General features: G+C 63.4%; 13 protein-coding genes. 7 read left to right on the forward strand and 6 right to left on the reverse strand.

Annotation, left to right across the window (positions count from 1 at the left end; translation table 11 throughout):
* Positions 1-55 precede the first annotated feature (55 nt).
* Positions 56-1537: a lipopolysaccharide biosynthesis protein gene (locus tag ACU8HS_RS13970; RefSeq protein ID WP_113413585.1), complete on the forward strand. Its 1482-nt coding sequence runs from the start codon at positions 56-58 to the stop codon at positions 1535-1537.
* 50 nt (positions 1538-1587) lie between these two features.
* A complete protein-coding gene (locus tag ACU8HS_RS13975; RefSeq protein ID WP_113413501.1) occupies positions 1588-2412 on the forward strand; it encodes a glycoside hydrolase family 16 protein in 825 nt (274 codons plus the stop codon).
* 5 nt (positions 2413-2417) lie between these two features.
* Here the strand turns inward: ACU8HS_RS13975 and ACU8HS_RS13980 are convergent, their stop codons facing one another.
* A complete protein-coding gene (locus ACU8HS_RS13980; RefSeq protein WP_113413502.1) occupies positions 2418-3305 on the reverse strand; it encodes a LysR family transcriptional regulator in 888 nt (295 codons plus the stop codon).
* Positions 3306-3404: 99 nt separating this feature from the next.
* On the opposite strand from ACU8HS_RS13980, the gene ACU8HS_RS13985 reads away from it, so the two are divergent.
* Genes ACU8HS_RS13985 through ACU8HS_RS13995 form a run of 3 tightly spaced genes read left to right on the forward strand, consistent with a single transcriptional unit; the run spans position 3405 to position 5822 of the window.
* On the forward strand, positions 3405-4184 hold the full coding sequence (locus ACU8HS_RS13985) for an SDR family oxidoreductase (protein WP_112704797.1): 780 nt from the start codon (positions 3405-3407) through the stop codon (positions 4182-4184).
* A 10-nt stretch (positions 4185-4194) separates the two neighbouring features.
* Positions 4195-4899, forward strand: a complete 705-nt coding sequence (locus ACU8HS_RS13990; protein WP_113413503.1) for a ribonuclease activity regulator RraA — start codon at positions 4195-4197, stop codon at positions 4897-4899.
* Positions 4896-5822, forward strand: a complete 927-nt coding sequence (locus ACU8HS_RS13995; protein ID WP_112563020.1) for a dihydrodipicolinate synthase family protein — start codon at positions 4896-4898, stop codon at positions 5820-5822. The genes ACU8HS_RS13990 and ACU8HS_RS13995 overlap by 4 nt, the downstream gene beginning before the upstream one ends.
* A 40-nt stretch (positions 5823-5862) precedes the next feature.
* On the opposite strand, the gene ACU8HS_RS14000 is transcribed toward ACU8HS_RS13995, so the two are convergent.
* The 4 genes from ACU8HS_RS14000 to ACU8HS_RS14015 all read right to left on the reverse strand — a co-directional run bounded on the left by ACU8HS_RS14000 (position 5863) and on the right by ACU8HS_RS14015 (position 10155).
* Entirely contained in the window at positions 5863-6822 is a 960-nt protein-coding gene (locus ACU8HS_RS14000; RefSeq protein WP_447014576.1) for an NAD(P)-dependent oxidoreductase, read from the reverse strand.
* Positions 6823-6926: 104 nt separating this feature from the next.
* Positions 6927-7898 (reverse strand): D-2-hydroxyacid dehydrogenase family protein, encoded by a 972-nt coding sequence (locus tag ACU8HS_RS14005; RefSeq protein WP_447014577.1) that lies wholly within the window; start codon positions 7896-7898, stop codon positions 6927-6929.
* A 50-nt stretch (positions 7899-7948) separates the two neighbouring features.
* Positions 7949-9202 carry a LysR family transcriptional regulator gene (locus ACU8HS_RS14010; protein WP_447014578.1) on the reverse strand — a complete coding sequence of 418 codons (1254 nt, stop codon included), beginning with the start codon at positions 9200-9202 and terminating at the stop codon, positions 7949-7951.
* A gap of 32 nt (positions 9203-9234) precedes the next feature.
* A complete protein-coding gene (locus tag ACU8HS_RS14015) occupies positions 9235-10155 on the reverse strand; it encodes a methylenetetrahydrofolate reductase (protein ID WP_447014579.1) in 921 nt (306 codons plus the stop codon).
* A 355-nt stretch (positions 10156-10510) separates the two neighbouring features.
* On the opposite strand from ACU8HS_RS14015, the gene ACU8HS_RS14020 reads away from it, so the two are divergent.
* The gene (locus ACU8HS_RS14020) at positions 10511-11980 is read left to right on the forward strand and encodes an aldehyde dehydrogenase (RefSeq protein WP_447014580.1); all 1470 of its coding nucleotides are present in this window, start codon (positions 10511-10513) and stop codon (positions 11978-11980) included.
* Between the two features lie 51 nt (positions 11981-12031).
* On the opposite strand, the gene ACU8HS_RS14025 is transcribed toward ACU8HS_RS14020, so the two are convergent.
* Complete coding sequence (locus ACU8HS_RS14025; protein WP_162706861.1) at positions 12032-12169, reverse strand: hypothetical protein; 138 nt, start codon at positions 12167-12169, stop codon at positions 12032-12034.
* A gap of 45 nt (positions 12170-12214) precedes the next feature.
* Here ACU8HS_RS14025 and ACU8HS_RS14030 point away from each other — a divergent pair, with 45 nt between their 5' ends.
* Positions 12215-13174, forward strand: coding sequence for a VOC family protein (locus ACU8HS_RS14030; RefSeq protein WP_112563009.1), 960 nt, complete (start codon positions 12215-12217; stop codon positions 13172-13174).
* Position 13175: the final 1 nt, after the last annotated feature.

Raw genomic sequence — 13175 nt, forward strand, 5'->3', positions numbered from 1 at the left:
GCGGGTAGGCCGGCGCCCCGGAAAAGGTTGGTTGCACATGGCCAGGGACCAGATCGTGTCAAGCGTATCGCATAAAACGGCAACAGCAAGTATCTGGACAATCGGCGGAAAATTCCTTGCACGACTGCTCGATTTCGTGAGCCTGCTCGTGCTTGCGCGACTTCTGAGCCCGGCCGATTTCGGGATCGTCGCCATCGCTACGTCGGTTCTCGTGATCGTCGAGGCGATCCTCGATCTTCCGCTCACCCAGGCGCTGGTACGCATTCCCTCGCCATCGGAGCGGATGTTTGCAACCGCCTTCACGCTCAGCCTCATCAGAGGGGTCGCGATCAGCCTGCTGATGATCGTCATCGCCTGGCCGATGGCTGTCGTCTATAACGACACGCGGCTTTTTCCGCTCGTTGCCGTGGTTTCGATCGCGCCGGCGATGCGAAGCGTAATCAGCCCGCGCATGGTGCTTTTCATGCAGCGCTTCGACTTCCGGCGCGAATTTGCCCTCGATCTCATTACCAAAGGGTCGACCCTGATTTTCGGTGTAGGCGTCGCACTCGCGACGGACAGCTACTGGGGGCTGGCGATCGGCGCCGTCGCAGGGCCGACCGCGGCGACTATCGTCTCCTATATCTTCGCGCCGATGCGGCCGAGACTCAGCCTCTCGGAATGGAAGCATTTCCAGGACATGATCGGCTGGAACACGGTTTCGCAGGTTCTCAATTCGCTCAACTGGCAGATGGATCGACTGCTGCTGCCGCGCTTCACGAGCCTTTCCACCTATGGCGCCTTCAGCGTCGCGGACAATCTTGCCGGCATTCCCTATCAGACATTCGTCGGTCCGCTCATGCGTCCGCTGATGGCCGGTTTTTCCAACGTCAGCGATCGGGGCAAGCAGACCGCCGCCTATCTGAAGGCCACCAACGCGATCATGGTCGTGGCGGCGCCGATCCTGCTCGTCATCATCCTGCTGGCCGAACCGATCCTGCGCATTGTCGTGGGCGAGAAGTGGGCGTTTGCGGCACCGATCCTGCAGTGGCTGTGCATCGTCAGCCTGATCGGCCTGCCGACGACGATCATGCCGCCGCTCGTCATGGTTCTCGACAAGACCCGCTATGTGGCGCTCAGGATGTTTGCTGAATTCGCCGTGCGGGCGCCGGTTACGGTGCTCGGCGTGATGATGTTCGGGCTTGACGGCGCGCTGGCCGCGCGCGTCATCGCCGCTGTCGTTGCCTGTGCCGTCTGCATCATCATCACCCGCCGGCTGATCGGTGCCTCGATCGGCGCGCAGTTCCATGCGGTCGTCCGGCCGCTTGCGGCCTGCCTGCCGATGATCGGCTTCCTGCTCTGGCTTCAGCCCGTTCTCATCGCCATGCCGCTCGGCGTCGACCTTGTCATTGGCGTCGGCCTCTGCAGCGGTGCAGCCCTTGCCATCTTCTGGCTCTCTTCCCTGCTCCTGTGGCAGGCGGCGGGGCGGCCCGACGGGCTGGAAGCCATCATTGTCAGGAGGTTTATGCCCTGGCGAAACGGAGTCGTCGTTTCATGATCGGCTCGCAAAACCCCGCAACGGGGTCGAGATCTCCTGGAGGGAGAACCATGCGTCACGCGAAGTTTGGCGGTAGATTTGCGCTTCTGATCCTCATCTGCCTTTTCGGCCCGCCCGGCCCTCGGCCGAGCGAAGCGGAAGAACCGCTCAATCTCGACGATTTTCAGCTCACCTTCGCCGAGGACTTCAACACGCTCGATGTTTCGGCCTGGGGAGAAAACCGATCGCGCTGGATCGCCCACACCCCCTGGAACGGCGATTTCGGCGATGCCCGCTTTACCGACCCGATGGACGGTTTTCCTTTTACGGTCAATGACGGCATCTTGCGGATCGAGGCTCGCAAGGATGCGGACGGCAAGTGGCGGTCCGGTCTCATCGCCTCGACCAATCCGAAGGGCGAGGGCTTCTCGCAAAAATTCGGCTATTTCGAAGCCCGCATGAAGCTGCCGCCGGGCAAGGGCGTCTGGCCGGCCTTCTGGCTGATCGGTCTCGACCGGTCCAAATTCACCTCGGAAATCGACGTGATCGAATATTACGGTCGCGCGCCCGGCGAGTTCAGCATGGGCTATCACGTCTGGCGGCCGAGCAACCAGCACACGACGGACGGCCACCTGACGAATGTGCCCGAAGGCTCGCTCAGCAGCGACTACCATACGTTCGGCGTGGATATCGGCCCGCAGAAATCAACCTTCTATCTGGACCGCAAGCCGTTGTGGAGCTTCGATACGCCGCCGGAATTCCAGATGCCCTTCTACCCGCTGGTCAATCTTGCGCTCGGGGCAGGCTGGCCGATCGACGAGACGCCGAACCCGTCCTACCTGCTGGTCGACTATATCCATGTCTACCAGCGCAAGAGCCTCGTTTCCGGCGAATAAAGGCTCTATGGCTGGGGCCGGAGGGCGGTCTGCGAGCGCTTGAGCGCATCGAGCACGATGCCGGTCAGCCGGCGCGACGGGGAACTGCGTGGCCAGAGCATGCCGACCTCTCGCGGTGGAAAGGGCACGGGCAGTTCGAGGACGGCGAGGTTGAGGCCTTCCGGCCAGGGCCTTGCCCAGTCCGGCACCAGCGAAACGCCGAGCCCGTTGGCGACCATGACCGAGATCGCCTCGAGGGAATCGAGTTCCAGCCGCTCAGCCGGTTTCAGGCCCTGCCTTTGAAGATATTCGTCGGCAAGACGGCCGCCCCAGTTGTTGCGGTCGTAGCGGATGAAGGGACGGGTCTTCAGGAGCGTGTGCGGATTCTCGCCCTGGCAGTCGGCAGGGGCGACGAGAGCCAGGCGTTCGGCGCGCAGCAGCTCCCATTCCAATGTTTTCGGTATTGAAAAAGGTGGTTTCACGAGGATCGCCGCGTCGATATCGCGGTCTATCAGCCGCTGATAGAGATCGGTGGAGGGGCCGGGCAACAGGAAGACCTCCACATGCGGCATGCTGGCAAACACTTGATGAAGAGCGGCCGGCAGCAGCCCGGTCAGCGCGGTGGTGATAGCGCCGAGCCGAAGCTCGCCGGAGGGCAGATCGGCATTGGCGAGGCTGCGCAGGTCGCGGACCTCGGCGAGGATCCTGCGGCTCTTTTCGATGATGGCGTGGCCGGTATCGGTCGGGCGCACGCGGCGGCCGACGCGGGTCAGGAGCGGCACGCCGACATCGTCTTCCAGCGCCTGCATGCGCTGGGCGACCGCGGCCGGTGTGATGCCGAGGCGGCGGGAGGCTTCGGCCAGTGATCCAAGCTCGGCAACCAGGAGGAAAGTATCGAGAAAACGTGTCTCCATAAGAACAGATTTTCTATCTTCTGAAAGCAGAAAAAGCGAGATTTTTCTTCTTCTTGCGATCGCCATAATGCGGGCGAAACGGGAGTACCTGCCTTGGATATGCAATTGAACGGAAAGACCGCGCTGGTATTCGGCGCGGGTGGTGGACTGGGCGGGGCGATTGCCCGCTCGCTGGCTCAGGAAGGCGTCCGCGTCGCCGTTGCCGATATCGACGAGGCGGCGGCCGCAAAGACGGCGGAAGGCATTGTTTCCGCCGCAGGACAGGCGCTTGCGATCGGCTGGGACATTGCCGATCTCTCCGTCATCGAAGCAAGGCTGGCGGCAATCGCCAAAGCGTTCGGACCTGTCGATATCCTTGTCAACAACACGGGTGGTCCGCCACCGACGCCCGCATCCGGCCAGGCGGCCGAGACCTGGTCGAAATATTTCGACATGATGGTACGCTCGGTGATTGCGGTAACGGATGCCGTGCTGCCCGGCATGAAAGAACGCGGCTGGGGCCGCATCATCACGTCGACGTCGTCAGGCGTCGTGGCGCCGATCCCCAATCTCGGGATCTCGAACAGCTTGCGCCTGGCGCTGGTCGGCTGGTCGAAGACGCTTGCCCGCGAGATCGGGCGGGACGGGATTACCGCCAATATCGTGCTGCCGGGGCGCATCGCGACCGGCCGCATCACCTTCCTCGACGAGCAGAAGGCCAAGCGCGAAAACCGGCCCGTGGAAGAGGTGACGGCGGAGAGCACCGCCTCGATCCCTGTCGGGCGTTACGGACGACCGGAGGAATATGGGGACACGGTTGCTTTTCTGGCCAGCCCGCGCGCATCCTATATCACCGGCTCCGTCATCCGTATCGACGGCGGCCTCATCCAGAGCATATGAGGTGCCGACAATGTCTCTCGATCCGGCTGTCATCGAAACCCTGAAGGGCGTTTCCACGGCAACGCTGACGACAGTGCTTCTGAAAAAGGGGCTGAGAAATGTCTGGATGCGCGGCACCAAGCCGCTGAGGCCCGGCCAGGAGCGGGTCGTCGGGCCGGCTTTCACTCTGCGCTTCGTGCCGGCGCGCGAGGATCTGGCGACGCCCGAGAGCTGGGCTTCGCCGATTTCCACGCGAGCGGCGATCGAAGACATGCCGGAAGGATGCGTTGCCGTGGTCGATGCCATGGGCGTGCAGGATGCCGGCATTTTCGGCGATATTCTCTGCGCGCGGATGATGAAGCGTCGGGTCGCGGCTCTCGTCACCGACGGTGTGGTGCGCGACCTGGAAGGCGTGCTTGCGAGCGGGCTGCCCGTCTGGTGCGACGGCATGTCTGCGCCCCCTTCGGTCGCCGGGCTGACCTTCGTCGGCTGGCAGCAGCCGATCGCCTGCGGCGGCGTCGCGGTCTTTCCAGGCGATATCGTCGTTGCCGACAAGGATGGCGCAGTGCTCATACCGGCCGCTCTCCTGGAGGCAGTCCTTGCCGAGGCGCCGGAGCAGGAGCGCATGGAAGCCTGGATCATGACCGAGATCGACCGGGGCGTGCCGCTTCCCGGTCTCTATCCCATGAATGCGGAAACAAAGGCACGCTATCAGGCGTGGAAGGATGCACAATGAGCTTCGGACCTGACGCAAAGGGCGTCTATGCCATCGCAACCACGCCGTTCCTGGCGGATGGCACGCTCGATACGCCATCGATCGACCGGCTGACCGATTTCTATCAGGATAGCGGCGTCACCGGCATGACCATCCTCGGCATCATGGGTGAGGCGCCGAAGCTGGAACCGGCGGAATCGCGGGCGATCATTCGCCAGGTGGTCGGCCGGTCCAGAGTGCCCGTTATCGTCGGCGTCTCGGCACCCGGCTTTGCGGCGATGCGCTCGCTCGCCCGCGATGCGATGGACATGGGGGCTGCCGGCGTGATGATCGCGCCGACGCCGGCGCTGCGCACCGACGAGCAGATCGTCCAGTATTTCGCCCAGGCCGTCGAGGCCGTCGGCACGGACGTTCCCTGGGTGCTGCAGGACTATCCGCTGACACTGACGGTCGTCATGTCGGCGAGCGTGATCGCCAGGATCATTTCCGACCATCCCTCATGCCTGATGCTCAAGCACGAGGATTGGCCGGGGCTGGAGAAGATCTCGAAACTGCGTGCCCTGCAGAAGGCCGGCGAGCTGCGTCCCTTCTCGATCCTCTGCGGCAATGGCGGCATGTTCCTCGATTTCGAGCCGGAGCGCGGTGCGGACGGTGCCATGACCGGCTATGGCTTCCCCGACATGCTGGTCGAGCTGGTCGGTCTCTTTGCGGCCGGCAAGCGCGACGAAGCGCACGATCTCTTCGACGCGCATCTGCCGCTGATCCGTTACGAGCAGCAGCTCGGCGTCGGCCTTGCCGTTCGCAAGCATGTTCTCATGCGCCGGGGCGTCATCACATCGGATGCGCAGCGCAAGCCTGGAAGCGCTCTCAGCGTGACGGCACGGGCCGAGGTCGATTATCTTCTGCGCCGTCTCGCGCGGCATGATCCGCGCGCACCAGTCTGAAGCACCTGGCTCCCCGCCTCAGGCGGGGAGCCGTTCGTGCTCAGGATGCAGGTCCGGCTTCCGTCCCACGCAGCGCGGCAATGATGTTGTCTGCCGTCTGAAGCCCGGTCCGCTCGACGGCGGCACTCGTCTGCGAGGCGATATGCGGCGTCAGGATAATGTTCGGGGCCTTCAGCAGCGGATTGCTCGGATTGACCGGCTCTTCCGAGAAAGTGTCGAAGGCAGCGCCGGCAAGTTTGCCGGAACGGAGCGCTTCGGCAACGGCGGCCTCGTCCACCAATGCGCCGCGGGCCGTATTGATGAGCAGCGCGCCGGCTTTCATCCGGCCGATTGCCGTTGCGTCGATCAGGCCCGTGGTTTCCGGCGTCGCAGGGCAATGAAGGCTGACGATATCGGCCGTTTCCAGCAGCTGTTCGAAGGTGACTGCGGTGACGGGAAGTTCCCCCGTCCGAGGAGTGCCACCCGGCCTTGCGGCGATCACCCTCATGCCCAGCGCGTGTGCCGTCACAGCCAGCCGTCCGCCGATATGGCCGAGGCCGATGATGCCGAGCGTTCGGCCGGCAAGTTCGCGACCCTGGTATCCTCCGCGGTCCCAGTGGCTGTTGCGCATGCGATCGGTCAACCGTGGCAGATCCCGGCCGAGAGCCATGATCATGGAGAGCGCGAGTTCCGCAACCGCAGCCGCGCCCGCTTCACCGGCGGTGGTGACGGCGACACCGGCATCGCGAGCGGCCTGCAGATCGACGCTGTCGACGCCGGCGCCATGCTTGGCGATGATCTTGAGGGACCTTGCCGTCTCGATGAGCCGCCGCGTGATCGGCGGGTTGCCGCGCAGCAGGATTGCGTGGACCGGTCCGCTGCCGACAGCGTCGAGCAGAGCCTGTTCGTCGGGCGTCGCCACCGTGAATTCGAGAGACATGCCGGCTCGCTCCAGCCTTTCGCAGGCAGGCTTCGCCAGTGCGTTACTCGTTACGAGCACGCGGTATTTTTCATCTGTCATATGCACTTTTCCCAGGAGTAAGATGCCGCAGCATATTGCGTCGCGCCGATTGCCGAAAGGCTTCCTGGCCGGTGCGTGGAGTTTCCGGCACGGCCTTTCCCGATCTAATTCGAGGAATTGAGAATACGGACCGGCTTTCCCTCGATCCAGGCGGCGATATCCTCGACGGCATCGCCATAGAATATGCGATAGGTCGCCTCTGTCACATAGCCGAGATGCGGGGTGGCGACCACATTGGCGAGGCGCCGGAAGGCGTGGTTTGCGGGCAGGGGCTCCTCATCGAAAACGTCAAGGCCGGCGCCTGCGAGATGACCGCTTTCCAGCGCGGCGATCAATGCCGGTTCATCGACGAGTGGACCGCGGGACGTATTGAGGAGAATGGCGCCCGGCTTCATGAGGCCGAGTTCGCGCCTGCCGATGATGCCTGTTGTTTGCGTGTTCAGGGTCAGATGTATCGTGACGATATCGGCGGCGGCCAGCAGTTCATCGAGGGAGGCGGCGTAGCCTATGCCGAGATCGGCGCTCTTCTGCGGCGTGTTGGAGCGCGACCAGGCGGCGACGTTCATGCCGAAGGCGCGACCGTAGGCGGCGACCTGCTGGCCGAGCTTGCCAAGGCCGGCGATACCGAGCGTCAGTCCCCGGAGATCGCGCCCGACCGACAGCTGCCAGGGGTTCCGGGCTGCACGGAAGTTGGCGATTTCGGAGGGAATATGACGAACGAGCGCCATGAGCAGTGCCCAGGTCAGTTCCGCGGCCGAGCCGACGAAGCCGCGCGTGCCGGCAACCACAATACCGAGGCGGGCGGCCGCGGCCATGTCGATCGAGGCATTGGCCATGCCGGTCGTAACCAGCAGTTTCAGCTTCGGCAGCCTGCTGAGGCGTTCGGCGTCGAAGGCGGTCCGTTCTCGCATGGCGATGACGATGTCGTAGTCTGCCAGCCGGGTGATCAGCGCATCGGTATCGGCGATGTGGTCGTCGAAACGGTTGATCTCGACCTTTCCTTCGATATTGCTCCAGTCGGCCATGGTGAGGGCGACGCGCTGGTAGTCATCGAGAATGGCGCAGCGTAAAGGCATTGGAAAAACTCCACGAAATATCGATGTTTACCACCCGGGCCGGAGAAGCTTTATCGCATATTCGAGGGCGATGGTGGCCGCTCGCGCAATCGTGAAAGCGGTGCTGGCCCGTCGAGGTCTGCCGAATGCTGCCGGAGCAGAGCCAGGAATTCAGCCTGAAGCATCGTCGGCAGCCAGTGGCGGCGCAGCGTGACGCCGACGGGGCGGCGCGAATCCGGCAGGGGATAGTCCATCACGGCAAGGAAGTTCGCCGCCAGCTCATAGCGGATCTGGTGGCGGGAGAGCAGCGCGAGATGATCGGATTTCAGAAGCACGCCCCTGATCGCGTTGAGCGAGCCGGTCTCGACGCTCCGGCGGGCGGGTTTGTCCTTCGGAAAGGTTGCGGCCATGGCGTTGAAAGTTTCACGCGAGGGCGTGCCGCGGCGGGCGACGACCCAGGGATAGCCGGCGAGGTCATCCGGCGTGATCTTGCGGGACTGCGCCAGCGGATGGTCGGCACGTCCGACGACGCTAAGCTCGAAATCGAAAAGCGGTTCCTGATGCAGCGTGTTGGAGACAAGGTTTCTGCGCAGTGCGCCGACGAGGATATCGATCCGGCCGCGTTCGAGATCGTCGACCAGCACTTCGTAGCTTCCCTCGACGATCTCGAAACGTGCGAGCGGAAAGCGGTTGGCAAGATGCGCGATCACCTCGGGCACGAGGAAGGTTCGGGTCAGCGGCAGCGTGCCGATCGAAATGCGGCCGGCATAGTGGTTGCGGGCCTCCAGAAGCTCGTCGCGCAGGCTGACGAACTCGGCAAGCGCCAGGCTGAACCAGCGGGCGGCGGAAAGGCCTGCCACCGTCAGGCGGACGTTGCGGCCGGAATTTTCGAAGAGGCGAACACCCATGACGGCTTCCGCCTCGCGGGCGGCGCGCTGCACAGCGGGTTCGGATTGTCCCAGCATGCGGGCTGCGGCGCTGAAGCTGCCGTGTTCGGCAAATGTCGCGATGGCGCGCAGGTGAGGCCATGCCAGTCGGGTTTCGACAGTGACGATCGCGGCTCTTGCGGCCGGCGGGCAGGCCTGACGGATAAGGTCAAGCAGGCGGCGGGACCGCTGCAGGGCGATCCTGCCTTCCGCCGTCAGCGTCATGGTGTCGCGTTCGACAAGGCCTGTATCCAGATGCTTTTCCAGCCGCCGCAGGGCCTGGGAGGCCGCCGGCTGAGTGATGCCGAGAGCGGTTGCGGCCGATGTCAGCGAGGCGGTCTCGGCGCAGGCGACAAACAGCCTGATATGGCGCAGGTTCGGATAGGTTGGCGTCGGCATGGTTCTTCCTGAAGGCCCGCTGCCGGGCTGTGTCAGGGTAGCGCGACAGATGTTTCAACGGAACGGTGTTTGTTCATCCAGTCGGCCGCGACCCGGATGCCGCCGAGCGGAAAGATATGCAATCGGCTGACGAGACTTTCGGGCCTTCTTGCCTTGTGATCGGCGAGGGCGGCGACGAGATCGGTCGGCTCATAGGGCAGCAGCAGTTTCGTCATGTCCATGGCGCGTTTCTGCAAAACCCTCATGGAAGGGCCGATGCCGCAGGAGACTGCATATTTGATCAGGGTCTGCAGCCTTGCCGGGCCGGCAATGCCGACATGGATGGGCATGGTGACACCGGCCGCCTGGACGCGCTCCGCCCAGTCGATGACCGGCTGAGGATCGAAGGTGAATTGGGTGGTGATGGCAAGTTCGGCATCGGTTCGGGAGGCGAAATCCTGCTTCCAGAGCAGCGCCTGATCGGCAAGGGCGGTCGATCCGTCCGGATCGACATCACGGCTGCCTTCCGGATGGCCGGCAAAATGCAGGTGGGTGAAGCCGTGGTGATCGAAAAGGCCCGTCTCGATCAATTGCATGGAACTATGGAAATCGCCTGCCGGTGCTGCCCGGCCGCCGCCCAGCAACAGCGCCTGGCGGACGTCGGCTTCGCCGCGATAGCGCTCCAGCCAGTTCGCCAATGTGCCGATATCGGGAATGCTGCGGGCCGGTATATGCGGCATGACCGCAAAGCCTTGCCCCGTCAGCCTCCTTGCCGTTGCCAGCATGTCCTCTATCGGCGTGCCATCGAGGTGGGCGATGTAGACGCGGGTTCCAGGCGGCAGGAGAGGGCGGAAGTCGTCGATCTTGGCGGCGGTGCGCGGCATGACCTCGATCGACCAGCCGTCGATCATGTCTGCGAATTCCGGCTCCGGCGCGCTTACCCTGGACTTGCCGGCGAAATTCAACAACGCCATCGCATCGCTCCCTTTGATGCTCCTCCATGTCTCTCGAAATGTATACATTCATGAATTCATTTCAATCAAGGAGAGTCGATTCTGCGTATAAAATGCGAAAATCTGCATAGTGCGCAGATGAGAGGTATTCATTTTGTCGAGGAGAATTGACTGATCTACGGAAATGCGGCTTGCGCGCCAAAGTCTCATCTGGCAGTCTGCTTCCCGGAGGACGTGCAGGTTTCGTGGAGGAGGCCGGCACGGGAACATTGGCATGACATTGGCCGGGCCTTACCCGGCGCAGGCGCTGAAGTGCTTGAAATTGCCGGCTCGTTCGAGCCCGCAAACCGTCTTCATGTCTCAAGGAGGAGCAGCAATGAATCTCATGACCAGGCCGAAGTCCGTGCTGCATGCGCCCGAGAAATTCTTCATCGGCGGCGAATGGGTGAACCCGCTTTCGGACCGGATGCTCGATGTGGTCTCGCCGGTCACCGAGGAGCTGATGATGCGATATCCCGAGGGTTCGGCCGAGGATATGGATGCAGCGGTGGCTGCCGCCCGTGACGCCTTCGACAACGGTCCCTGGCCGCGCCTTTCGCCGCGGGAGCGAGCCGGCTATCTGCGCAAGGTCGCAGAAAATATCACCGAACGGCTGGACGAGATCGCTGAAGCCTGGACGCTGCAGGTCGGGGCGCCGATCATGCTGACGAAAAAGCTGGTGCCGCAGAACGCGACACTCTTCAACTATTACGCCGATCTGATCGACGGCAACTCCTACAGTTTCGTCGATGAGCGCACGCGCGCCGATGGCGGCAAGGTGCGGGTCGTCAAAGAACCGGTCGGCGTGTGTGCTGCGGTCACGCCCTGGAATGCGCCGATGGTGCTTTTGAGCTACAAGATCGCGGCGGGTCTGGCGGCGGCTTGCACCTTCGTTTCGAAGCCCTCGCCGGAGACCCCGCTGGAAGCCTATATCCTTGCCGAATGCATCGAGGCGGCCGGCCTGCCGAAGGGTGTCTTCAACCTTGTCCCGGCGGGGCGCGAGGCGGGTGATTATCTGATCCGCCACAGGGGCATCGACAAGGTTGCCTTCACCGGCTCGACGGCGGCGGGCAAACATATCGCGGCGGCCTGCGCCGAGCGCCTTGCCCGTGTCAGCCTGGAGCTTGGCGGCAAATCGGCGGCGCTTCTGCTCGACGATGCCGATTTCAGGCAGGCGCTGCCGAGCCTGATGGTCTACACCATGCCGATCACCGGCCAGGTCTGCTTTTCGCTGACGCGTATCCTCGTGCCGGAGACGCGCAAGCAGGAATTCCTCGACCTTTTCCTGGGTGCTGTCTCCAATATCAAGGTCGGCGATCCTTCCGATCCCGCTGTGCATATGGGGCCGCTGGCGATGGGCCGTCAGCTGGAGCGCGTGAAGGCCTATATCGATGCCGGCATTCGGGGTGGCGCGACGCTTGCCTGCGGCGGCGGTCGTCCGGCCGGGCTGGAAAAAGGCTTCTATGTCGAGCCGACCGTCTTCACCGATGTGACGCCGGCCATGAAGATTGCCCAGGAGGAAATCTTCGGGCCGGTTGTTTGCGTCATCAGCTACAGCGACGAGGAGGACGCGATCCGCAAGGCGAATGACAGCGCCTATGGCCTTAACGGCGCGATCTACAGTGCCGATCCGGAGCGCGCCTATCGCGTCGCGCGCCGTATCCGCTCCGGTGGTCTGACGATCAACGGCAATATCGTCGATCCGACCATGCCCTTCGGGGGTGTCAAGGAATCGGGGCAGGGCCGCGAAGGCGGGATCGAGGGCCTCGACAATTACATCGAGCTGAAAACCATCCATTTCGCCTGAGTGCCGGCGGGGACGGACGGTCGCCGGAGAGGGGCTTTGGCGGCCGTCCTTTCAGGTCGGCTCCGGGTCGATCTGTACGCTCAGCTTATGACCCGTCAGCAGAACGAAATTGCCTGCTGCTGCCGGCATTCCTAGTATTTTCAGCGGCAGGCGGGCGTGGAGGCGCGCGCCGGCGAGGAGGATCATCATGAGATATCTGCAAGCGGTCAGGTCCGTCGGCCGAGGTGCCGGCGCATGAGCGAGCCCTGCTTCGACGTCGCCCATCTCGGCCATGTGGAACTTTACAGCGACCGTTTTGACGAAAGCCTCGATTTCTTCACGCGGGTCTATGGGCTCACACCCAGCCTGATCGAAGACGGCGTCGCCTACCTGCGCGCCTTCGACGATTACGAATTCCACACGCTGAAGCTCGTGCGCCACCATACGACCGGTGTCGGCCATGTCGGCTACCGCACCTCGTCTCCGGAAGCGCTGGAGCGGCGGGTGAAGGTGATCGAAGGCATGGGATGCGGCATCGGCTGGGTGGACGGCGATGCGGGTCATGGCCGCGCCTATCGCTTTACCGATCCGGACGGCCACGTTTTCGAGCTTTATTACGATACGCATGTCTATGAGGCGCCCGAGGGAGAGCGGCCGGCGCTGAAGAATATCGCGCAGCGCTACCACGGCCGCGGCTGCTGCCCGCGCCGGCTCGATCACCTCAACCTGCTGGCAGGCGATGTGCGGGCAATCCGCGATTTCATGACGAAAGCGCTCGGCAGCCGGGTGACGGAGCAGATCCAGCTCGACAATGGCAGGCTCGGCGGCTGCTGGTTCACGGTCAACAACAAGACCTACGATATCGCCTATTCCGAGGATCATACCGGCGCGAAGGGCCGGTTCCACCACGTTACCTATGCTGTCGATCAGCGCGAGGAAATTCTGCGTGCGGCCGATATCTTCCTGGAAAACGGCGTTCATATCGAAACCGGGCCGCACAAGCACGCAATCCAGGGCACCTTCTTCCTCTATGTCTGGGAGCCTGCCGGCAACCGCGTCGAACTCGCCAATGCCGGTGCGCGGCTGATCCTCAGGCCCGACTGGCCGACCGTCACCTGGACGGAAACGGAGCGCAAGAAGGGCCAGGCCTGGGGCCTGAAAACGATCGAGACATTCCACACGCATGGCACGCCCCCCGTGGCGAGGAAGGACTAGT

Source organism: Rhizobium sp. KDH_Rht_773_N, from assembly GCF_052946295.1.

What these genes read in the sequence shown, in the direction of transcription:
- ACU8HS_RS14005 (WP_447014577.1), bottom strand. Translation starts at nt 7,898, where the DNA reads ATGCCTTTACGCTGCGCCATTCTCGATGACTACCAGCGCGTCGCCCTC.
- ACU8HS_RS13985 (WP_112704797.1), top strand. Translation starts at nt 3,405, where the DNA reads ATGCAATTGAACGGAAAGACCGCGCTGGTATTCGGCGCGGGTGGTGGA.
- ACU8HS_RS14000 (WP_447014576.1), bottom strand. Translation starts at nt 6,822, where the DNA reads ATGACAGATGAAAAATACCGCGTGCTCGTAACGAGTAACGCACTGGCG.
- ACU8HS_RS14010 (WP_447014578.1), bottom strand. Translation starts at nt 9,202, where the DNA reads ATGCCGACGCCAACCTATCCGAACCTGCGCCATATCAGGCTGTTTGTC.
- ACU8HS_RS13975 (WP_113413501.1), top strand. Translation starts at nt 1,588, where the DNA reads ATGCGTCACGCGAAGTTTGGCGGTAGATTTGCGCTTCTGATCCTCATC.
- ACU8HS_RS13980 (WP_113413502.1), bottom strand. Translation starts at nt 3,305, where the DNA reads ATGGAGACACGTTTTCTCGATACTTTCCTCCTGGTTGCCGAGCTTGGA.
- ACU8HS_RS14020 (WP_447014580.1), top strand. Translation starts at nt 10,511, where the DNA reads ATGAATCTCATGACCAGGCCGAAGTCCGTGCTGCATGCGCCCGAGAAA.
- ACU8HS_RS14030 (WP_112563009.1), top strand. Translation starts at nt 12,215, where the DNA reads ATGAGCGAGCCCTGCTTCGACGTCGCCCATCTCGGCCATGTGGAACTT.
- ACU8HS_RS14015 (WP_447014579.1), bottom strand. Translation starts at nt 10,155, where the DNA reads ATGGCGTTGTTGAATTTCGCCGGCAAGTCCAGGGTAAGCGCGCCGGAG.
- ACU8HS_RS13995 (WP_112563020.1), top strand. Translation starts at nt 4,896, where the DNA reads ATGAGCTTCGGACCTGACGCAAAGGGCGTCTATGCCATCGCAACCACG.
- ACU8HS_RS13990 (WP_113413503.1), top strand. Translation starts at nt 4,195, where the DNA reads ATGTCTCTCGATCCGGCTGTCATCGAAACCCTGAAGGGCGTTTCCACG.
- ACU8HS_RS14025 (WP_162706861.1), bottom strand. Translation starts at nt 12,169, where the DNA reads ATGATGATCCTCCTCGCCGGCGCGCGCCTCCACGCCCGCCTGCCGCTG.